Raw genomic sequence first — 18,539 nt, 5'->3', positions numbered from 1 at the left:
GTCGGCAGAGCCTTGCCCCTGCCGGACGGCGTCGATAGCGCAGCGCCATGATCGACGGCAATCTTTCCGGCTCGCTCGCCAACCGGCGCTTCTTTCTCGTCGGGATCGGCGGATCGGGGATGCTGCCGCTGGCGACCATCCTCGCCGGGCGCGGAGCGATGGTCGCCGGATCCGACCGCGGGCTCGACCAGGGGCGCGTACCGGCGAAGTTCGATGCGTTGCGCGCACGGGGCGTCGCCCTGTTTCCGCAGGACGGCAGCGGCATCACCGCGCCCGACCAGATCGTCGTCGCCTCGGCCGCGGTCGAGGAGACGGTTGCCGACATCGTCGCGGCGAACCGCCTCGGCGCGGCGCGGGCGAGCCGGGCCGAGCTGCTGAGCGCGCTGTTCAACGCCAGCGACCTGCCGATCGGCGTCGCCGGCACCAGCGGCAAGTCGACGGTCACCGGCATGATCGGCTGGATCCTGCACGCCGCGGGGCGTGACCCGACGGTGATGAACGGCGCGGTGATGAAGAACTTCGCCGCGGCCGACGCGCCCTTCGCCAGCGCGCTGGTCGGAGCGGGCGACGCCTTCGTCAGCGAGGTGGACGAGAGCGACGGGTCAATCGCGCGCTATCGGCCGCGGATCGCGGTGCTCAACAACGTCAGCCTCGATCACAAGGGGCTGGACGAATTGCGCGGGCTGTTCGCCGACTTCATCGCCAAGGCGGAGACGGCGATCGTCAACCTGGACAATGACGAGGCCGCCGCGCTCGCCGCCGCGCTGCCGCCGACGCATGTCGCGACCTTCGGCCTGGAACGCGACGCCGACTTCGCCGCGCATGGCATCGTCGAGGCGCCGTTCTCCGTCCGCTTCGACCTCGTCGCTGGCGGCGGGGCGGCGATGCCGGTGGTGTTGCAGGTGCCGGGGCGGCACAACGTGTCCAACGCATTGGCGGCGATCGCGGCGGCGGTGGCGGCGGGCGTGCCGCTGGGCACCGCGGCGGCGGCGATCGGCGGCTTCACCGGCCTGCGGCGCCGGTTCGATCTGGTCGGCGAGGGACGCGGCGTCGCGGTGATCGACGATTTCGGCCACAACCCCGACAAGATCGCCGCGACGCTCGACACGCTGCACGCCTTTCCCGGCCGGCTGCTGATCCTGTTCCAGCCGCACGGCTATGGCCCGCTGAAGGTGATGCGCCGCGAGCTGGTCGACAGCCTGGCGGAGCGGCTGGCACCGGGCGACGTGCTGGTGCTGCCCGATCCCGTCTATTTCGGCGGCACGGTCGCCCGCGAGGTGACCAGCGCCGACATCGTCGACGACCTGCGCGGCCGCGGCCGCGACGCGCGCCACGTTGCGGACCGCGGCGCGGCGGCGGCGATGCTGGTCGCGGAAGCGGAGGCCGGCGATCGCATCGTCGTGATGGGAGCACGCGACGACACGTTGAGCCTGCTCGCCGCCGACATGCTGGCAACATTGCAGGCTGACGGCTAGTTTACCCCATCAGGAGGTATCCGGCGATGAACCCGTTCACCGAACACCCGTCCTCGGTCGGCGAAAGCTATGGCCAGCATTTCGGCGTCGCCAGCCGGTTCGGGTTGCGCATGATCGGCGGCGGCGTCGCCGCGCTGATCCACGGCGTGCTGCCCTTCCTGTTCACCACCACCGGCAGCCGCACGATCGAGGCGCTGCACGGCGAGGTCGTCGCCAAGCGCGCCGACGAGATCCAGAAGCGGTCGATCGAATTCATCATCTGATGGAAAGCTAGCTTGACGTAAAGCTTGCTTTCCATGTAAAGCTTCCTTCACATCGAGTCGAAGGAGGTTGCCGATGCGTTTCTCTCCCGCCCAGCGCCGCTACAACCAGCGGGTCCTGCTGCTCAGCGTCGTGTATGCGGCGCTGCTGTTCCTCGCCGTCTATCTCATCAGCCGCCACCTCGTCGCAGGGCCGCTCGCCTATGTCGTGGGCGTGCTCCCCGCGCTCGCGGTGTCCGGGTTCTTCTGGCTGATGGGCCGCTACCTGATCGAGGAAAGCGACGAATATCTGCGGATGCTGCAGATCCGCCAGCTGCTGATCGCCACCGCCATCGCGCTCACCGCGGCGACGATCTGGGGCTTCCTTGAAGGGTTCGGGCTGGTCCGCCACGTCGTCGGCTACGCCTGGCCGGTCGTCTATTTCGCCGGCCTCGGCATCGGCGCGCTGGTCAACCGGATCATCGAGCGGAGGGCGGCATGAACAACCACCTGCGCGACCTTCGGGCGACGCGGGGCTGGAGCCAGCAGCATCTTGCCGAGCAGCTGGAGGTCAGCCGCCAGAGCGTCAACGCCATCGAGACGGGACGCTACGACCCGTCGCTCCCCCTCGCCTTCCGCATCGCCGAACTGTTCGGCCTGGCCATCGAAGACGTGTTCGTCAGCCCGTCCAAGGAGAATTGACATGATCCGCCATCTCGGTCTTCGTCTCGCCGCCTCCGCCCTGACCCTGGGCGTCGTGCTGCATCCCGCCGCCGCCCACGCCGCCGCGCCGGCGCCCGTCACGCGGATGGCGCACATCTCCGTCACCGCGACCGGCAAGGGCACGCCGGTGATCCTGATCCCCGGCCTGTCCAGCCCGGGCGCGGTGTGGGACGGCGTGGTGCCGGACCTCGCGCGCAGCCACCGCGTCTATGTGGTGCAGGTCAACGGCTTCGGCGGCGATGCGCCGGGGGCGAACCTGTCGCCCGGCATCCTCGACGGTGTGGTCACCGACCTGCATGCGCTGATCGGCAAGGACAAGATCGGCGGCACGGCGATCGTCGGGCATTCGATGGGCGGGCTGGTCGCGCTGATGCTGGCCAAGGCGCATCCGGGCGATGCGGGCAAGCTGATGATCGTCGATTCGCTGCCGTTCATCGGCACGCTCTTCGCGCCGGCCGCCACCGTCGCGATGGTCGAGCCGCGCGCCAGGCAGATGCGCGATGCGCAGGTGGCAAGCTACGGCAAACCCGCCGATGCCGCCGGGGCGCGCGCGGTGGCCGACCGGCTGGCGCTGAAGCCCGCCTCGCGCGCCAAGGTGACGGCGTGGGCCGAGGCCGCCGACCCGCGCGTGTCGGGCCAGGCGATGTACGAGGACATGACCACCGACCTGCGCCCGGCGATGAAGGGGATCGCGACGCCGATCACGCTCGTTTACCCCTGGAACGCCGCCGGGCCGGACAAGCCGCAGGCCGATGCGCTCTACACGGCGGCCTATGCCGACGCGCCGCACGTGACCTTCGTCGACATCGGCGATGCCGCGCATTTCGTGATGCTGGATCAACCCGACGCGTTCCGCACCGCCCTCACGACGTTCCTGGCGAAGTAGCGGCCGGGATGACGGATGCGGCGCGGCGCGGTACAGCCGCCCGATGACAGCGCCCCGCCCCCGCCTCGCCTACCACCACACCGCCGGCACCGGTCCGACGATCGTCTTCCTGCCGGGCTATGCCTCCGACATGAACGGCAGCAAGGCGGTGGCGCTGGAGGCCTGGGCGGCGGCGCAGGGCCGCGCCTTCCTCCGCTTCGATTACGGCGGCTGCGGGCAAAGCGAGGGGGCGTTCGAGGAGCAGACGCTGGCCGGCTGGCGCGACGACGTGCTGGCGATGCTGGACCAGGTCGCGACCGGGCCGGTGGTGCTGGTCGGATCGTCGATGGGCGGGTGGCTGATGCTGCTGGTCGCCAAGGCGCGCGCCGGGCAGGTCGTCGGGCTGGTCGGGATCGCGCCTGCCCCCGACTTCACCGACTGGGGCTTCACCATGGACGAGAAGATGGCGATCCTGAACCAGGGTCGGCTGGAGCGCCCCAATCCCTACGGCCCCGAACCGACCGTCTATACCCGTGCCTTCTTCCAGTCGGGCGAGGCCAATCGGCTGATGTTCGGCACCATCCCGTTCGACGGACCGGTGCGGATGGTGCAGGGCATGGCCGATCCCGACGTGCCGTGGCACCGTACCGTGCGGCTGGGCGAGATGATCCGTTCAGCGGATGTGCAGACGCTGCTGGTCAAGGACGGCGAGCACCGCCTGTCGCGCGACACGGATATCGCGCTGGTCCTGCGGGCGGTGGAGGACGTGCTGGCCCGCTTATGATCCCGATCCTCGCCATGCTGCTGCAGGCCGCCGCGCCTGCGCCCGTCGCCAAGCCGGCCGACCCGCGCGAGGCGCGCTACGATCGCTGCGTGACGCTGGCGCGCGACGATCCGGCGGCGGCACGGGCGGAGGCGGTGCGCTGGGCGGCGAGCGGCGGCGCCTGGTTCGCACGGCAATGCGCCGGCCTCGCCTATACGCAGGAGCAGAATTTCGCCGGGGCGGCCGGCGAGTTCGAAGCTGCGGCCAAGGCGGCGGAGCTCGCGCACGATCGGCGCGCCGCCATCTATTGGGCGCAGGCGGGCAATGCGCGGCTGGCGGCGGGCGATGCGCCACGCGCGCGCACCGCGCTCGACAGCGCGCTGGTCGCCGGCACGCTGGAGGGGCTGGCGCTCGGCGAGGCGCAGCTCGACCATGCGCGGGTGATGGTGGCGAGCGGCGACGATGCCGCGGCGCGGCGCGACATCGACCTGGCGCTCACCAACGCCGGCGACGATCCGCTCGCCTGGCTGCTGTCCGCCACGCTCGCCCGACGCGACGGCGATATCCCGCGTGCGCGCAAGGATATCGGCGAGGCGCTGAAGCGCGCGGCGGACGATGCCTCCGTCCAGCTGGAGGCGGGCAACATCGCCGCGCTCGCCCGTGACGAGGCCGGCGCGCGCGCGGCCTGGGCGGAAGCGACGCGGCTCGCCCCCAATGCCCCCGCCGGCCGCAACGCGCGCGCGGCGCTTGCGCAGTTCGGCGACAAGCCGGCGACGGTTCCGGCCGGACGCTGACGGACCGGGGGTTCGGGCGACGCTGCGACGGCGCCAGGTGAGACGCATGGAACTCGGGCTGGTGGCCTGCGCGTTGGGGGCGTAACGGCGTGCCGTCGCAACCCATGCAGGACCCCTTATGCACTACCTCCACACCATGATCCGCGTCACCGATCCGGACGCAACCATCCGCTTCTTCGAACTGCTCGGGCTGAAGGAGGTCCGGCGCATGGAGAATGAGAAGGGTCGCTTCACGCTGATCTTCCTCGCCGCGGACGAGGACATGAACGCGCCGGGCGAACGCGCCAAGGCCGAGGTCGAGCTGACCTACAATTGGGATCCGGAAGAGTATGGCGGCGGCCGCAACTTCGGCCATCTCGCCTATCGCGTCGACAATATCTACGACACCTGCCAGCGGCTGATGGACGGCGGCGTGACGATCAATCGCCCGCCGCGCGACGGCCACATGGCGTTCGTCAAGACGCCGGACGGCATCTCGATCGAACTGCTGCAGAACGGCGTGCTCGACCCCGCAGAGCCCTGGGCATCGATGCCGAACACCGGAAGCTGGTGACATGACGCCGGAGATCGTCCGCATACCCGTGCTCGCCGACAATTACGCCTGGCTGCTCCACGACCCCGTGTCCGGCGAGACGGTGGCGATCGATCCCGGCGAGGCGGCACCGGTGCAGCAGGCCGCGGCCGAGCGGGGCTGGACGATCGGCCAGGTCTGGACGACCCACTGGCATCCCGATCACACCGGCGGCAATGCGACCCTGCGCGCCGCCGGTGCCCGCGTCACCGGCCCTGCGGCGGAGGCGGCGAAGATCCCGACGCTGGACGTGACGGTGCGGGAGGGCGACACGGTGCGCATCGGCGCCTGCGAGGCGCGGGTGCTGGAAGTGCCGGGCCATACCGCCGGGCACATCGCCTTCCACCTCGCCGAAGCGGGTGCGATCTTCACCGGCGACACGCTGTTCGCGATGGGCTGCGGCCGCCTGTTCGAAGGGACGGCGGCGCAGATGTTCGCCAACATGCAGCGCTATGCCGCGCTGCCCGACGCCACCGATGTCTATTGCGGGCATGAATATACGCAGAGCAACGGCCGCTTCGCGCTGACCGCCGAGCCGGACAATGCGGCGCTGGCGGCACGGATGGCCGAGGTGGATGCGTTGCGCGCCAAGGGCGAACCGACGATCCCGACGCGTATCGGGCTTGAGCGCGCGACCAATCCGTTCCTGCGTGCCAGCGATGCCGAGACGCTCGGACGGCTGCGTGCCGCCAAGGATAGTTTCAGCGGCTGATCCGTTGTGCTGATCGGATCGGAGGACGAGGACGATGATCGGACGGTCGTTGGTGATCGCGAGCGCCGCACTGATGGCGGCGGGATGCACGCAGAGCCCGCAGCAGCGGCTGGCCGCACAACAGGCGGATGCCGCGGCGGCTGATGTGCTCGGCAAGGATCTGGCGGGGCTGACGCCGGGCCAATCCTCCAGCTGCATGCCGCGCTTTCCCAGTGCGCAGGTCAAGGGCTACGGGCCGACCCTGGTCTACACCGTCAACCGCGGACTGAAGTATCGCACCGACACGGCGGGCGGATGCGAGCGGGTCGGCCGCGGCGACATCCTCATCACCCGCTCGCCGCAGAGCCAGCTGTGCCAGGGCGATATCGCGACCACGGTCGATTCGGCGTCGCGGACGTTCAGCGGCAGCTGCTCGTTCGGCCCGTTCATCCGCTACACACGGGGCAAGTGACGCCATGAAGACGCTCGCGCTCGCCGCCCTCGCCCTGCCGCTGCTCGCCGCCAAGGCCGACCCGCTTGCCGGCCGCGTCGCCGGCGCGCCGCAGAACTGCATCACGCTGTCGCAGACCAACGGCCCGTCGATCGTCGATGCGCATACCATCCTCTATACCGAGGGCGCCGGGCGGCGGGTGTGGAAGACGGGGCCGGTCGGCGCCTGCTCGTCGCTGGAACCGCTCAACACGCTGATCGTCGAGGTCTATGGCGGGCAGCTGTGCCGCAACGACCGGTTCCGGGTGTTGACGCCGGGGACGACCATCCCGTCGGCTTACTGCCGGTTCACCGAGTTCACGCCGTACACGCGGGTGAAGAAATAGGGCTGATTGCCCATTCCCCGACAGGAGTCGGGGCCGCGGACCTTGCGCTTGGGGAGACGCCCCCTCCACCACGCCCTGCGGGCGCGGTCCCCCTCCCCCGCTGCGCGAGGGAGGACTTTTACCTAACCCAATCCGGCCTCGACGCACCTTACAGCACGAAGCGGCTGAGATCCGTGTTGCGGGCGATGCCGGCGAGCTGCTTCTCGACGTAGGCGGCGTCCACCGTCACCGGATCGCTGCGGTCCTCGGCATCGAAGCTCACCTCCTCCAGCAGCTTTTCCATCACCGTCTGCAGGCGGCGGGCGCCGATGTTCTCGACCTGGCCGTTCACCTCGGCGGCGATGCGGGCGATGGCGGCGATGCCGTCGTCGGTGAAGGTCACCTCGACGCCCTCGGTGGCGATCAGCGCCTGGTACTGCGTGGGCAGCGATGCCTTGGTGTCCGACAGGATGGCGATGAAATCTTCCTCGGTCAGGCCCTTCAGCTCGACGCGGATCGGCAGGCGGCCCTGCAATTCGGGCAACAGGTCGGACGGCTTGGCGACGTGGAAGGCGCCGCTGGCGATGAAGAGGATATGGTCGGTCTTCATCGGGCCATATTTGGTCGAGACGGTGGTGCCCTCGATCAGCGGCAGCAGGTCGCGCTGCACGCCTTCGCGGCTGACCGAGCCGCCGCGCACGTCGCTGACCGCGATCTTGTCGATCTCGTCGAGGAAGACGATGCCGTTCGCCTCGGCGTCGGCGAGCGCGGTGCGGCTCACCTCGTCCTGGTCGAGGCGCTTGTCGGCCTCTTCCTCGACCAGCTTGTCCCAGGCGGCGCGGACGGTCAGCTTGCGGCGCTTCAACTGCTGGCCGCCGCCGAACGACTTCATCATCTCGCTGAGGTTGATCATCTGCGGGCCGGCACCCGGCACCTCGAAGGGCATGGCGGGTGCCTGTTCCAGCTCGATCTCGATCTCGGTTTGGTCGAGGTGGCCGTCGGCGAAGCGCTGCTTAAAGCTTTCGCGCGTCGCCTGGCTGCTGTCCTTGCCGACCAGCGCGTCGAGCAGGCGCTTCATCGCCGCCTCCTCCGCCTTGTCCTTCACGGCGAGGCGGCGGCGCTCCTTCTCCAGCCGGATCGCCTCCTCGACGAGGTCGCGGGCGATCTGTTCGACGTCGCGGCCGACATAGCCGACCTCAGTGAACTTGGTCGCCTCCACCTTGACGAAGGGGGCATCGGCGAGTTTCGCCAGGCGGCGGCTGATCTCGGTCTTGCCGCAGCCGGTCGGCCCGATCATCAGGATGTTCTTGGGCGTCACCTCGTCGCGCAGGTCGGCGGAGAGCTGCTGACGGCGCCAGCGATTGCGCAGCGCGACGGCGACGGCGCGCTTGGCGTCGCGCTGGCCGATGATGTGCGCGTCGAGCGCGGCGACGATCGTCTTGGGGGTAAGATTCTGGTTCATTATCTGCCTGTTCGCCCGGATCGGACGATCTGAAAGGTCACAAAAGTCGCACGGACGCGGGTGTCGTCAGCTGACGCTGTGGAGCGTCTCGATGGTGGTGCGGTCGTTGGTGTAGACGCAGACCTCGGCGGCGATGGCCATCGCCTTGCGGCAGATCGCCTCCGCATCGCCTTCGTAATCGACCAGCGCGCGTGCCGCGGCGAGCGCGTAATTGCCGCCCGATCCGATCGCAGCGACGCCGTTCTCAGGCTCCAGCACGTCGCCGTTGCCGGTGAGGATCAGCGTCACCTCCTTGTCGGCGACGATCATCATCGCCTCCAGGTTGCGCAGGTATTTGTCGGTGCGCCAGTCCTTGGCGAGCTCGACCGCGGCGCGCATCAGCTGGCCCTGGTGCCGCTCCAGCTTCGCCTCCAGCCGCTCGAACAGGGTGAAGGCGTCGGCGGTCGCACCGGCGAACCCGCCGATCACCTGCCCTTCCGCGCCGAGTCGGCGGACTTTCCGCGCATTGGGCTTCATCACGGTCTGGCCCATCGAGACCTGGCCGTCGCCGATGACGACGACCTTGCCGTTGCGCCTGACCGACAGAATGGTGGTGCCATGCCAGACCGGCATGGAATGTGGATCGTTCCCGCTCATGCGCCGCGATGTAGGATCGCAGGCGGGAGGTGCAAAGGGTGCGCGTGACGCCGGAGTCCGATCCACTGCGTGGAAGCCTAACGCTCCACCCCCTTCGCCTTCCCCCAGGCGCGCGCGGCGGTGTAGCCGAGATAGCCGGTGCCGAAGAGCGCGTAGAGCGGTTCGGGGATCGCCGCCAGATAGGCGCCGACGCCGCGCGCCATGGCGGCAGCGGTCGCGGGGCTGATCGCGGCGACGAGGCTCATCGGGATCGACCACAGCAGCAGCGCGTACATGACATAGAGGAAGGCGGGCCGCGCGCGCGCGACCCACGGATCGCGGGGTTCGGTCATCCGATCCGCTCCGCCAGCCAGCCGTAGAGGAAGGCTTCGTTGGCCGGACGGCGTTCGGCGATGGCGAGGTAGCGTTCGCCCTGCAAGGCGTCCACCGCCCTGGTCAGCACCGCCGCGCCCTCGTGCCCCCGGCGGGCGAGGAAGGCGTCGAGCGCGGCCAATGTGCGCGGCCCGATCGCCTGGTCGATGGCGAGGTCGGGATAATCGTTCGCGCCGCGGTTCAGCGCGTTGAGCGCGCGTTGCAGGAACCCGGCCGCGACGCCCGTCCCCATGTTGACCGCGGTGTCGAACAGTTCGGCGGCGAGGCGCGGCGCGCGGGCCGCGACGCGGTCCAGCCCGGGGCCGCGCCAATAGATCGCTTCATAGATCGCCGCCGCTACGCCGCGCGGCAGGTCGCGCATCGGCCCATGATAGCCGTTGGCGCGGGCCACCGCGGTGGTGATCCCCCAGCGCGTCGCGCCGCCGCGGTCGGCGGGATGGTCGACGTAGCCGCCCTCGCGCGCGATGACCTGGTCGATGAGCGTGGCGATGGTCATGGATCGTTCCCCCTGTGGTTGCGGCGGGGGACGGATCAGGGATTCTCCAAATAGGACAGCGGAATGTGCGCGCGGGGGGATTGGGGTGCGCGGTCAGCGGGTTGCGGCGGGCGTGATGGCGGCGAGGTCCATTGGCCCATTCCCCATTCCGTCGTTCCCGCACAGGCGGGCTCTCTGCGTAACATTGCCCTCATGCCCGACTTGTGCCGGCATCCACTGCGCCACATGCTCCCAGGCCGTTGACTATGCCGAACGGTGGACCCCGGACCACGTCCGGGGTGACGGAGGGGTTGAGGACGCCGCAGCGGCTTTCACAGGCGTCTTGCCGCGCCCTACAGGTCCAGCGCCCAGCCGTCGCGGCCCTTGGGGTCGAACGGCGCGGTCGGGACGTAGCGCGTGTCGCCGGCGCGCAGGCGCAGCACGGTCCAGTCGCCGCGGCGGTCGATCGCCTCCAGCGTGCAGCCGCAGGCGACATAGGCGGCGACCACCGTCTCGCGCTGCGTCTCCAGCAGGCCGGCGAGGACGATCGTCGCGCCCCGGTCCGCGATCGCGGCGAGTTCGGGCGCCATCGACACCAACGGCCCGGCGAGGATGTTGGCGATGACGAGGTCGAACGGCGCCGCCGCGTCGATCTGCGGGTGGCGCGCGCCGTCAGCGACGAACAGCGCGACCGCGCCGGCGCCCCCACCTTCGCCGGCGCCCGCCGCGATCCCGTTGCTGCGCGCATTGTCGGCGCTGACCGCGACGGCGACCGGATCGATATCGGTCGCGACCACCGCCGCCTGCGGCCACAGCTCCACCGCGGCGAAGGCGAGCAGGCCCGTGCCGGTGCCGACGTCGATGACCTTGGCGAAGGACCGTCCGGCGCTCGCCAGCCCGTCGAGCATGGCGAGGCAGCCGCTGGTCGTGCCATGATGACCGGTGCCGAACGCCTGGCCGGCATCGATCAGGAAGGCGCGGCCACCCGGCGGCGCGGCGACGGGATGCGCGCTGGTGTGGACGACGAAGCGGCCCTCGCGGATCGGTTCCAGGCCCGCCTGGCTCATCGCCACCCAATCCTCATCGGTCAGTTCGGTGACGACGGGGTCGCAGGCGCTGGCGCTCGGCACCAACGCGTGGATCGTCGCCAGCATCGCCGCATCGGGGCGATGCTCGACATAGGCGTCGAGCCGCCAGCGCTCGACATCGTCCTCCACCTCTTCGGTGGTCATCAGCACCGCGTCGATCGCGAGGTCCGAGGCGCTGTCGATCGCCTCCGCCTCGGCGCGGGTGCAGGGCAAGCTGATCTTCCAGCTGGTGTCAGCGGACATAGCTCGCCCCGTTCACGTCGAGGACGGCGCCGGTCATCGAGGCGGGAGCCTCCAGCGCGCAGAAACGGGCGACCGCGGCGACCTCTTCGGGATCGGCGACCTTGCCGAGCGGAATGTCGGCGAGCAGCGTGTCGCCGCCGCGGCTGGCGAGATAATCGTCGGCCATGCCGGTCATGGTGAAGCCGGGGCAGATCGCGAAGGCGAAGATGCCCTCGCGCGCATAGCCGCGCGCGATCGTCTTGGTCATCGCGACCATGCCGGCCTTGGCGGCGGCATAATGCCAGTGCGCCGGGCTGTCGCCGCGATAGGCGGCGCGGCTGGCGACGTTGACGATGCGACCGCCGGTTCCCCGGTGCTGCCAGTGGCGCACGGCGAGCCGGCAGAGTTCGGCGGCGGCGGTCAGGTTGACGCGCATCGTCCGTTCCCAGTCGGCGACCCAGTCGTCATGGTCGCGGTCGAGCGGATTGGCTTCGAACACGCCGGCATTGTTGACCAGCACGTCGATGGCGCCGCCCGCCTGTTCGAGCGCGGCGCCCCACAAGGCCTGCGGGGCGGCGGGATCGGCGAAGTCGGCGGCGATGCCGCTGCGCGTGCCGTGGCCGATGACGGTGGCACCCGCCGCGGTGAGCGATCGCTGGATCGCGGCGCCGATACCGCGGCTCGACCCGGTGAGAAGAATGGTCATGGGGGCGGCTTTAGGCCGCGGCACGACGATTGGGAATGGGCGGCGGGAGCCGGGCGGGACCTGCCCCCCTACCCCACGCTTGCCGAGAAGCTGTCGGCCGATTGGCGCAGCTGCCCCAGCCGGTCGCCGACGTCGCCGAAGCCGGCACCGAGGCTGTCGATCTCCGACGCCACCGTCTCGGTGTCCGCGCGGATCGCGGCGATGGTGCTCGACATGGAATCGGCCGCGAGGGCGGTTTCGTCGACGGCGGCGGTGATCGCGGTCACCGTCTGCGCCTGCGCCTCCATCGCCACGCGGATGCGGTCGGCGCTGTCCTGCACCTCGGTGACGGTGGTGCGGATGCTGGCGTTGGTTTCCACCGTGGAGCGGGTCGCGGACTGGATGGCGGCGATCTTGGCGGCGATATCGTCGGTGGCGCGCGCGGTCTGGTTGGCGAGGCTCTTCACCTCCTGCGCCACCACGGCGAAGCCGCGGCCGGCATCGCCCGCCCGCGCCGCCTCGATCGTCGCGTTCAATGCGAGCAGGTTGGTCTGTCCGGCGATATCGCGGATCAGGCCCAGGATCGATTCGATCGACTTGGCATGATCGGACAGCAGGTGGCTCGCCCGCACCGCGTCGCCGGCATGTTCGCTCGCCCGGTGGGCGATACCCGCCGCGGCATCCACTTCGCCGCGCGCGTCCTCGATCGCGCGGATGAGGCCCGCCGCGGTCTGCGCCGCCTCGCGCATCGCCACCGCCGATTGCTCCGCCGCCGCCGCGACCTCGCTCGCCTTGCCCAGCACCTGGCGGGTGGAAGCGGAGGCGGCGCTCGCCTGCACGCGGATGCGGGCGCCCAGCGTCGCCGCGCCCTCGATCGAGCTGGCGATGCTTTCGCGGAACGCCGCCGATCGGGCGATCCGTTCCTGCCGCGCCTCCGCGCTGCGCAGGGCATCGAGGTGACCGGTCATCACGTCCGATTCGACTAGCGAGATGCGCTGCACCGCATCGCACAGGCGCAGCAGCCGGGTGGTGTCTCCGGTGCAATGCTGTTCGAGGATGCGCACGGTGTCGCTGTGCGAACGGGCGAGGATCGCCTGCAACGTCGGCAGCGGCACGCCGGAGGCGACCGCCTGTTCGGCATGCCGGCGTGCGATCACCACCCAGGCCTCGTCGAAGGGGCTGCCGTATTTGACGCGCGCATAGTCCGCGCTCTCGCGGACCCGGCGGGCGAGCCGCTCGCCGGCCAGCAGGTGGCGGATCGGCTGCGCCGCGGGCAGCGCGAGATAATGGTCCCAGAACCGCCCGGCTATCTCCTCATAGTCCCTGGGCTGGAGCAAGGCACAGATCTGACGGCAACCGTCCGCGATCGAACCGTCCCAGTCATATTCGCCGAGATGCTCGACGATGTTGCGTGGCGGAGTCGCCAAGCCCGTCGTCACGCCGCCCGGCGCCGTCCGCGTTGCCATGTCTGCATCCTCTCCGGCCTCACGCAGCGACCTTGGCGACGAATTCGCCGGCGCTGTTCTTGAGGGTGTTCAGGCGTCCGTCGAGCCGGTCGAAGCCGCGGCCGACGCCGTCGATCTCGGTTGCCACCGTCTCGGTATCCTCGCGGATCGCGGCGATGGTGTTGGACATGGAATCGGCCGCGAGCGCGGTTTCGTCCACCGCCGCGGTGATCGCGGTCACGGTCTGCGCCTGCGCCTCCATGGCGAAGCGGATGCGGTCGGCGCTCTCCTGCACCTCGGTGACCGTGGTGCGGATGCTGGCGTTGGTTTCCACCGTGGAGCGGGTCGCGGACTGGATGGAGGCGATCTTGGCGGCGATGTCGTCGGTGGCGCGTGCGGTCTGGTTGGCGAGGCTCTTCACCTCCTGCGCCACCACGGCGAAGCCGCGACCGGCGTCCCCGGCGCGTGCCGCCTCGATCGTCGCGTTGAGGGCGAGCAGGTTGGTCTGGCCGGCGATGTCGCGGATCAGGCCGAGGATCGATTCGATCGACTTGGCATGGTCCGACAAAGCCTCCGACATGCCGACCGCGTTGCTCGCCTGCACGCTGGCGCGGGCGGCGATCTCGGCCGCGGCCTCCACCTCGGTACGGGCATCCTCGATCGCGCGGATCAGGCCGGCGGCGGTCTGTGCCGCCTCGCGCATCGCCACCGCGGACTGTTCCGCCGCGGCCGCGACCTCGCTCGCCTTGCCCAGCATGCCACGCGCCGAGCCCGAGCTGCGCACCGTCTGTTCGCGCAGCGCATGGCCCTCGTCGGTCGCCGTTTCCACCGCCGTCGCGATGCCTTCGCGGAATTCCGCCGCCAGCCGGTCGCGCGCGACGCGCGCATTGTAATCGGTGAAGCCGGCGAACAGCTCGACGGTGAGCTCCGTCTCCATGCCGAACAGGCGCATCAGCGCATCGATCATCACGGCTTGGCGGGGGTCGTCGCCCGGCATGCGCCGCATGACGACGTTGAGCGCGGCGCGGTCGCTGGCGCAGGACATGGCCAGCACCTCCATCGTCGACACGCCGGCGGAATAGGCCGCGGCGACCGAGCGTTCGAGCGATTCGACCCAGGCCTGCCCATCGAGGTGGCAGCACCGGTTGCGCAGATAGGTGACGCCAGCGGCGATGCGGCGTTCGGTTTCCAGCGGCGTCCATTCCGCGCTGCCGGGATTGGCCAGGCGCCAATGCGCCCAATAGGCCTCGACGATCTCCGCCGCATCGGGTTCGATGATCGCCCAGAGATCCCGCGCCCGCGCGAGCAGGGTGTTCTCACCACCGTCGAAGGCCGTGATGCGGCTCTTGAGATCCACGGCGGCGGCGATGCTGGCCGGCGGGGGAAGGGCGATGTCGGACAAGGGGTTCTCCGGGACGGAAGACTGGCGTATCCACGCGGTCTAACCTCCAGTGGTTAATGGGGGGTTAGAGTCGCACCGGGCGGGCGCATGGGTTGCATCGCAGGACCGGCGGCCTAATAGGCAATCCATTCGTCTTGGCTTGAGGACCGTTCATGGCATCCCGCACTCCGCCGCGGCCGCGCAGCCCGCACCTGTTTTCGGGCTTCCTGAAGCTGCACTACAGCTGGGGGCCGCACATGCTGGTCTCCATCCTCCACCGCGCGACCGGATCGGGGATGGCGACGGTCGGCACCGCGCTGCTGGTCTGGTGGCTGGCGGCGATCGCCGGCGGTGCCGAAAGCTATGCGACGTTCCGCGACGTGTTCACCACCGATGCCGGCAACCTCAACATCCTCGGCTGGATCATCGGCGTCGGCATCACCTGGGCGTTCTTCACCCACATGCTGAACGGCGTGCGCCACCTGGTGATGGACGCCGGCGCCGCGTTCGAGCTGAAGCGCAACAAGACGTTCAGCCTCATCGTCATCATCGGCGGCGTCGTGCTGACCGCCGCCTTCTGGCTCTACCTGGGGATCAAGTAATGGGTTCGGGCACCAGCATCGGCCGCGTCCGCGGCCTCGGCAGCGCCAAGGAAGGCGCGCATCACTGGTGGCGCCAGCGCGTCACCGCGGGTTCCAACCTGTTGCTCATGCTGTGGTTCGTCTTTTCGATCCTGCGCATGCCGGCCTATGATTTCGCGGCGGTGCACAGCTGGCTGCGCAATGGCTGGGCGGCGATCCCGATGATCCTGCTCATCGTCTCGGTCTTCTACCACTTCCGCCTCGGACTGCAGGTGGTGATCGAGGATTACCAGCATGACGAGCGCCGCGTCGCCGCCATCCTCCTCCTCAACTTCTTCACGGTCGCGACCGCCGCGATCGCCATCTTCGCGATCCTCAAGGTCGCCTTCGGAGCCGCCGCATAATGTCGGATGCCTATAAGATCATCGATCACACCTATGACGCCGTCGTCGTCGGCGCGGGCGGATCGGGGCTGCGCGCCGTGATGGAATGCGCGCAGAACGGCCTGAAGACCGCCTGCATCACCAAGGTGTTCCCGACGCGGTCGCATACCGTCGCGGCGCAGGGCGGCATCGCCGCATCCCTCGGCAACATGGGCCCCGATCACTGGACCTGGCACATGTTCGACACCGTCAAGGGATCGGACTGGCTGGGCGACCAGGACGCGATCGAATATATGGTGCGCGAGGCGCCGGCCGCGGTCTACGAGCTGGAACATGCCGGCATGCCGTTCAGCCGCACGGACGAGGGCCGCATCTACCAGCGCCCGTTCGGCGGCATGATGCAGAACATGGGCGAAGGGCCGCCGGCGCAGCGCACCTGCGCCGCCGCGGACCGTACGGGGCATGCGATGCTCCACACGCTCTACCAGCAGAGCCTGCGCTACGACGCCGACTTCTACGTCGAATATTTCGCGCTCGACCTCATCATGGAGAACGGCGTCTGCCGCGGCGTCGTCGCCCTGTGCATGGAAGACGGCAGCATCCACCGCTTCCGCAGCCACAACACGGTGCTGGCGACGGGCGGCTACGGCCGCTGCTATTTCTCGGCGACCTCGGCGCATACCTGCACCGGCGACGGCGGCGGCATGGTGCTGCGCGCCGGCCTGCCCTTGCAGGACATGGAGTTCGTGCAGTTCCACCCGACCGGCATCTATGGCGCGGGCGTGCTCATCACCGAGGGCGCGCGCGGTGAAGGCGGCTACCTGACCAATTCGGAGGGCGAGCGCTTCATGGAGCGCTATGCCCCGTCGGCCAAGGACCTCGCCAGCCGCGACGTCGTCAGCCGCTCGATGGCGATGGAGATGCGCGAAGGCCGCGGCGTCGGCAAGAACGGCGACCACATCTTCCTGCACCTCGACCATATCGATCCCAAGGTGCTGCACGAGCGGCTGCCGGGGATCACCGAGACGGGCAAGATCTTCGCCGGCGTCGACCTGACGCGCCAGCCGCTCCCCGTCACGCCGACCGTCCACTACAACATGGGCGGCATTCCGACCAACTTCCACGGCGAGGTCGTCCACCTGAAGGACGGCAACCCCGACACCGTCGTCCCCGGCCTGTTCGCGGTCGGCGAGGCGGCGTGCGTCAGCGTCCACGGCGCCAACCGCCTGGGCTCGAACAGCCTGATCGACCTCGTCGTGTTCGGCCGCGCGACCGGCAAGCGCATCGCCGAGATCACCAAGCCGAACACCGTGCACAATCCGCTGCCCAAGGGGTCGGAGGAGCTGTCGCTCACCCGCCTCGACCGCTTCCGCAACGCCGCCGGCGGCACGCCGACCGCGACGATCCGCGGCGAGATGCAGCGCACGATGCAAAAGCATTGCGCGGTGTTCCGCGACAATGCGCTGCTCACCGAGGGGCAGGCGCTGATGAAGGGCATCTATGCCAAGATGCAGGACGTGGCGATCGCCGACCGCAGCCTGATCTGGAACACCGACCTGATCGAGACGCTGGAGCTCGACAACCTCGTCGCCCAAGCGGTGGTGACGATCGATTCGGCGGCCAACCGCAAAGAATCGCGCGGCGCCCACGTCAACGAGGATCACCCCGATCGCGACGACGGCGAGTGGATGAAGCACACCATCACCACCTTCACCGGCTGGGGCGGCGTCGGCGGCGCGACCGCCATCGATTACCGCCCGGTGCACGACTATACGCTGACCGACGACGTGGACTACATCAAGCCGAAGAAGCGGGTGTATTGATCCGCTACGGGGGGTAGCAGCGCGAGCCTTACCTCCCGCGACCCGTCATCCCCGCGCAGGCGGGGATCCATACTGGCTTCCGTCTCGGCTCTTAGCGGCCACGGCAGTGATTATGGATCCCCGCCTGCGCGGGGATGACGTGTATTTGAACGGGATACGTCACCCGGCCTTTCCCAGCGCATAGGCCTGCGTTCCCCGCGTCAGCACGTCATCCCCCTCGACGATCGCCGCCACCGGAATATCCTCCTGCGCCTTCAACTGCTCATAGAGCGGCGCGAAATCCGTCTCCACCGTGATCCGCAACAGCTCCTCGAAGCTGGGGATGACGAAATAGTTCTGCTGGAAATCGTCGATCCGATATTCGGTGCGCATCACCCGCGCGATGTCGAAGCCGATGCGGTTGGGGCTGGGATCGTCGAGCGCGAAGCGGCTTTCGGCGAAGCTCGAGACGATGCCCGATCCGTAGATGCGTAAGCCCTCATCCTCGCGGATCAGCCCGAATTCCACCGTGTACCAGTAGAGCCGGCCGAGATACTTCAACGCATCGAGCCCGAGCGCCCGCTGCCCGCCGCGGCCATAGGCCTCCAGATAGTCGGCGAACACCGGGTCGGCGAGCATCGGCACATGCCCGAACACGTCGTGGAAGACGTCGGGTTCCTGGAGATAGTCGAGCTGGTCGGGGCGGCGGATGAAATTGCCGGCGACGAAACGGCGGTTGGCCATGTGATCGAAGAACACATCGTCCGGCACCAGCCCCGGCACCGCCACCACCTGCCACCCGGTCAGCTTCATCAGCCGTTCGGAGAGTTCGGCGAAATCGGGAATGCCGGGCTTCGATAGCTTGAGCACGTCGAGCCCGCGCAGATAGGCGTCGGAGGCGCGGCCGGGCAACAGCTTGCTCTGCCGCGCGAACAGCGTGTCCCAGGTGGCATGCTCCTCCGCCGTGTAATGCTGCCAGTCCTGGTCCACCGTCCAATCGGCGGCGGCGCCGGCGGGAGGGGTATCGAAAGCGTGCGAGTCATCTGCCATGGTGACGGCCTAGCATAAGGT

At 69.3% G+C, this 18,539-nt stretch carries 23 protein-coding genes; 14 read left to right on the top strand and 9 right to left on the bottom strand.

Features of this window, described 5'->3' with window-relative positions; genetic code table 11:
* The first annotated feature begins 47 nt into the window (after positions 1–47).
* From AC4GY7_RS07630 to AC4GY7_RS07580, 11 genes are all read left to right on the top strand, one after another.
* Positions 48–1,475: a glutamate ligase domain-containing protein gene (locus AC4GY7_RS07630; RefSeq protein ID WP_491112855.1), complete on the top strand. Its 1,428-nt coding sequence runs from the start codon at positions 48–50 to the stop codon at positions 1,473–1,475.
* Positions 1,476–1,501: 26 nt separating this feature from the next.
* A complete protein-coding gene (locus tag AC4GY7_RS07625; protein ID WP_443583992.1) occupies positions 1,502–1,738 on the top strand; it encodes a DUF6356 family protein in 237 nt (78 codons plus the stop codon).
* Between the two features lie 73 nt (positions 1,739–1,811).
* Positions 1,812–2,216: a hypothetical protein gene (locus AC4GY7_RS07620; RefSeq protein WP_491112854.1), complete on the top strand. Its 405-nt coding sequence runs from the start codon at positions 1,812–1,814 to the stop codon at positions 2,214–2,216.
* Entirely contained in the window at positions 2,213–2,416 is a 204-nt protein-coding gene (locus AC4GY7_RS07615) for a helix-turn-helix transcriptional regulator (protein ID WP_491112853.1), read from the top strand. The genes AC4GY7_RS07620 and AC4GY7_RS07615 overlap by 4 nt, the downstream gene beginning before the upstream one ends.
* A gap of 1 nt (position 2,417) precedes the next feature.
* Positions 2,418–3,323: an alpha/beta fold hydrolase gene (locus tag AC4GY7_RS07610; protein WP_491112852.1), complete on the top strand. Its 906-nt coding sequence runs from the start codon at positions 2,418–2,420 to the stop codon at positions 3,321–3,323.
* Between the two features lie 43 nt (positions 3,324–3,366).
* Positions 3,367–4,086, top strand: a complete 720-nt coding sequence (locus tag AC4GY7_RS07605) for an alpha/beta hydrolase (RefSeq protein ID WP_491112851.1) — start codon at positions 3,367–3,369, stop codon at positions 4,084–4,086.
* Positions 4,083–4,859, top strand: a complete 777-nt coding sequence (locus AC4GY7_RS07600) for a tetratricopeptide repeat protein (protein WP_491112850.1) — start codon at positions 4,083–4,085, stop codon at positions 4,857–4,859. Before AC4GY7_RS07605 ends, AC4GY7_RS07600 begins: the two co-directional genes overlap by 4 nt.
* Before the next feature lie 118 nt (positions 4,860–4,977).
* On the top strand, positions 4,978–5,412 hold the full coding sequence (locus AC4GY7_RS07595; protein WP_491112849.1) for a VOC family protein: 435 nt from the start codon (positions 4,978–4,980) through the stop codon (positions 5,410–5,412).
* A 1-nt stretch (position 5,413) separates the two neighbouring features.
* Positions 5,414–6,142 carry a hydroxyacylglutathione hydrolase gene (gene gloB, locus AC4GY7_RS07590; protein ID WP_491112848.1) on the top strand — a complete coding sequence of 243 codons (729 nt, stop codon included), beginning with the start codon at positions 5,414–5,416 and terminating at the stop codon, positions 6,140–6,142.
* 34 nt (positions 6,143–6,176) lie between these two features.
* Complete coding sequence (locus tag AC4GY7_RS07585) at positions 6,177–6,593, top strand: hypothetical protein (protein WP_491112847.1); 417 nt, start codon at positions 6,177–6,179, stop codon at positions 6,591–6,593.
* 4 nt (positions 6,594–6,597) lie between these two features.
* The gene (locus tag AC4GY7_RS07580) at positions 6,598–6,957 is read left to right on the top strand and encodes a hypothetical protein (RefSeq protein ID WP_491112846.1); all 360 of its coding nucleotides are present in this window, start codon (positions 6,598–6,600) and stop codon (positions 6,955–6,957) included.
* Positions 6,958–7,105: 148 nt separating this feature from the next.
* Here the strand turns inward: AC4GY7_RS07580 and hslU are convergent, their stop codons facing one another.
* From hslU to AC4GY7_RS07540, 8 genes are all read right to left on the bottom strand, one after another.
* A complete protein-coding gene (gene hslU / locus AC4GY7_RS07575; protein ID WP_491112845.1) occupies positions 7,106–8,398 on the bottom strand; it encodes an ATP-dependent protease ATPase subunit HslU in 1,293 nt (430 codons plus the stop codon).
* 66 nt (positions 8,399–8,464) lie between these two features.
* On the bottom strand, positions 8,465–9,010 hold the full coding sequence (gene hslV, locus AC4GY7_RS07570) for an ATP-dependent protease subunit HslV (RefSeq protein WP_491112844.1): 546 nt from the start codon (positions 9,008–9,010) through the stop codon (positions 8,465–8,467).
* Between the two features lie 101 nt (positions 9,011–9,111).
* On the bottom strand, positions 9,112–9,366 hold the full coding sequence (locus tag AC4GY7_RS07565; RefSeq protein WP_491112843.1) for a 3TM-type holin: 255 nt from the start codon (positions 9,364–9,366) through the stop codon (positions 9,112–9,114).
* Positions 9,363–9,902: a glycoside hydrolase family 108 protein gene (locus AC4GY7_RS07560; RefSeq protein WP_491112842.1), complete on the bottom strand. Its 540-nt coding sequence runs from the start codon at positions 9,900–9,902 to the stop codon at positions 9,363–9,365. Before AC4GY7_RS07560 ends, AC4GY7_RS07565 begins: the two co-directional genes overlap by 4 nt.
* Positions 9,903–10,234: 332 nt before the next feature.
* Positions 10,235–11,212 carry a 50S ribosomal protein L11 methyltransferase gene (locus AC4GY7_RS07555; protein ID WP_491112841.1) on the bottom strand — a complete coding sequence of 326 codons (978 nt, stop codon included), beginning with the start codon at positions 11,210–11,212 and terminating at the stop codon, positions 10,235–10,237.
* A complete protein-coding gene (locus AC4GY7_RS07550) occupies positions 11,202–11,897 on the bottom strand; it encodes an SDR family NAD(P)-dependent oxidoreductase (protein ID WP_491112840.1) in 696 nt (231 codons plus the stop codon). Before AC4GY7_RS07550 ends, AC4GY7_RS07555 begins: the two co-directional genes overlap by 11 nt.
* A gap of 68 nt (positions 11,898–11,965) precedes the next feature.
* Positions 11,966–13,342, bottom strand: a complete 1,377-nt coding sequence (locus AC4GY7_RS07545) for a methyl-accepting chemotaxis protein (protein WP_491112839.1) — start codon at positions 13,340–13,342, stop codon at positions 11,966–11,968.
* A 19-nt stretch (positions 13,343–13,361) separates the two neighbouring features.
* A complete protein-coding gene (locus tag AC4GY7_RS07540) occupies positions 13,362–14,723 on the bottom strand; it encodes a methyl-accepting chemotaxis protein (RefSeq protein WP_491112838.1) in 1,362 nt (453 codons plus the stop codon).
* 152 nt (positions 14,724–14,875) lie between these two features.
* Between AC4GY7_RS07540 and sdhC the strand changes: the two genes are divergently transcribed.
* Genes sdhC through sdhA form a run of 3 tightly spaced genes read left to right on the top strand, consistent with a single transcriptional unit; the run spans position 14,876 to position 17,489 of the window.
* Positions 14,876–15,304, top strand: a complete 429-nt coding sequence (gene sdhC, locus AC4GY7_RS07535) for a succinate dehydrogenase, cytochrome b556 subunit (RefSeq protein WP_491112837.1) — start codon at positions 14,876–14,878, stop codon at positions 15,302–15,304.
* Positions 15,304–15,687, top strand: coding sequence for a succinate dehydrogenase, hydrophobic membrane anchor protein (gene sdhD, locus AC4GY7_RS07530; RefSeq protein ID WP_443584011.1), 384 nt, complete (start codon positions 15,304–15,306; stop codon positions 15,685–15,687). Before sdhC ends, sdhD begins: the two co-directional genes overlap by 1 nt.
* Positions 15,687–17,489 carry a succinate dehydrogenase flavoprotein subunit gene (gene sdhA / locus AC4GY7_RS07525; RefSeq protein ID WP_443584012.1) on the top strand — a complete coding sequence of 601 codons (1,803 nt, stop codon included), beginning with the start codon at positions 15,687–15,689 and terminating at the stop codon, positions 17,487–17,489. The genes sdhD and sdhA overlap by 1 nt, the downstream gene beginning before the upstream one ends.
* A gap of 159 nt (positions 17,490–17,648) precedes the next feature.
* On the opposite strand, the gene phhA is transcribed toward sdhA, so the two are convergent.
* Positions 17,649–18,518, bottom strand: coding sequence for a phenylalanine 4-monooxygenase (gene phhA / locus AC4GY7_RS07520; RefSeq protein ID WP_491112836.1), 870 nt, complete (start codon positions 18,516–18,518; stop codon positions 17,649–17,651).
* Positions 18,519–18,539 lie beyond the last annotated feature (21 nt).

The sequence above is a fragment of the Sphingomonas sp. SP5 genome, from assembly GCF_058313455.1.
The sequence above is the reverse complement of the archived record's forward strand: the minus strand, read 5'-3'. Positions and strand labels throughout refer to the sequence as shown.

Excerpts from the sequence above, each read along its gene's own strand:
- AC4GY7_RS07630 (WP_491112855.1), top strand. The coding sequence starts at position 48 with ATGATCGACGGCAATCTTTCCGGCTCGCTCGCCAACCGGCGCTTCTTT.
- AC4GY7_RS07625 (WP_443583992.1), top strand. The coding sequence starts at position 1,502 with ATGAACCCGTTCACCGAACACCCGTCCTCGGTCGGCGAAAGCTATGGC.
- AC4GY7_RS07620 (WP_491112854.1), top strand. The coding sequence starts at position 1,812 with ATGCGTTTCTCTCCCGCCCAGCGCCGCTACAACCAGCGGGTCCTGCTG.
- AC4GY7_RS07615 (WP_491112853.1), top strand. The coding sequence starts at position 2,213 with ATGAACAACCACCTGCGCGACCTTCGGGCGACGCGGGGCTGGAGCCAG.
- AC4GY7_RS07610 (WP_491112852.1), top strand. The coding sequence starts at position 2,418 with ATGATCCGCCATCTCGGTCTTCGTCTCGCCGCCTCCGCCCTGACCCTG.
- AC4GY7_RS07605 (WP_491112851.1), top strand. The coding sequence starts at position 3,367 with ATGACAGCGCCCCGCCCCCGCCTCGCCTACCACCACACCGCCGGCACC.
- AC4GY7_RS07600 (WP_491112850.1), top strand. The coding sequence starts at position 4,083 with ATGATCCCGATCCTCGCCATGCTGCTGCAGGCCGCCGCGCCTGCGCCC.
- AC4GY7_RS07595 (WP_491112849.1), top strand. The coding sequence starts at position 4,978 with ATGCACTACCTCCACACCATGATCCGCGTCACCGATCCGGACGCAACC.
- gloB (WP_491112848.1), top strand. The coding sequence starts at position 5,414 with ATGACGCCGGAGATCGTCCGCATACCCGTGCTCGCCGACAATTACGCC.
- AC4GY7_RS07585 (WP_491112847.1), top strand. The coding sequence starts at position 6,177 with ATGATCGGACGGTCGTTGGTGATCGCGAGCGCCGCACTGATGGCGGCG.
- AC4GY7_RS07580 (WP_491112846.1), top strand. The coding sequence starts at position 6,598 with ATGAAGACGCTCGCGCTCGCCGCCCTCGCCCTGCCGCTGCTCGCCGCC.
- hslU (WP_491112845.1), bottom strand. The coding sequence starts at position 8,398 with ATGAACCAGAATCTTACCCCCAAGACGATCGTCGCCGCGCTCGACGCG.
- hslV (WP_491112844.1), bottom strand. The coding sequence starts at position 9,010 with ATGCCGGTCTGGCATGGCACCACCATTCTGTCGGTCAGGCGCAACGGC.
- AC4GY7_RS07565 (WP_491112843.1), bottom strand. The coding sequence starts at position 9,366 with ATGACCGAACCCCGCGATCCGTGGGTCGCGCGCGCGCGGCCCGCCTTC.
- AC4GY7_RS07560 (WP_491112842.1), bottom strand. The coding sequence starts at position 9,902 with ATGACCATCGCCACGCTCATCGACCAGGTCATCGCGCGCGAGGGCGGC.
- AC4GY7_RS07555 (WP_491112841.1), bottom strand. The coding sequence starts at position 11,212 with ATGTCCGCTGACACCAGCTGGAAGATCAGCTTGCCCTGCACCCGCGCC.
- AC4GY7_RS07550 (WP_491112840.1), bottom strand. The coding sequence starts at position 11,897 with ATGACCATTCTTCTCACCGGGTCGAGCCGCGGTATCGGCGCCGCGATC.
- AC4GY7_RS07545 (WP_491112839.1), bottom strand. The coding sequence starts at position 13,342 with ATGGCAACGCGGACGGCGCCGGGCGGCGTGACGACGGGCTTGGCGACT.
- sdhC (WP_491112837.1), top strand. The coding sequence starts at position 14,876 with ATGGCATCCCGCACTCCGCCGCGGCCGCGCAGCCCGCACCTGTTTTCG.
- sdhD (WP_443584011.1), top strand. The coding sequence starts at position 15,304 with ATGGGTTCGGGCACCAGCATCGGCCGCGTCCGCGGCCTCGGCAGCGCC.
- sdhA (WP_443584012.1), top strand. The coding sequence starts at position 15,687 with ATGTCGGATGCCTATAAGATCATCGATCACACCTATGACGCCGTCGTC.
- phhA (WP_491112836.1), bottom strand. The coding sequence starts at position 18,518 with ATGGCAGATGACTCGCACGCTTTCGATACCCCTCCCGCCGGCGCCGCC.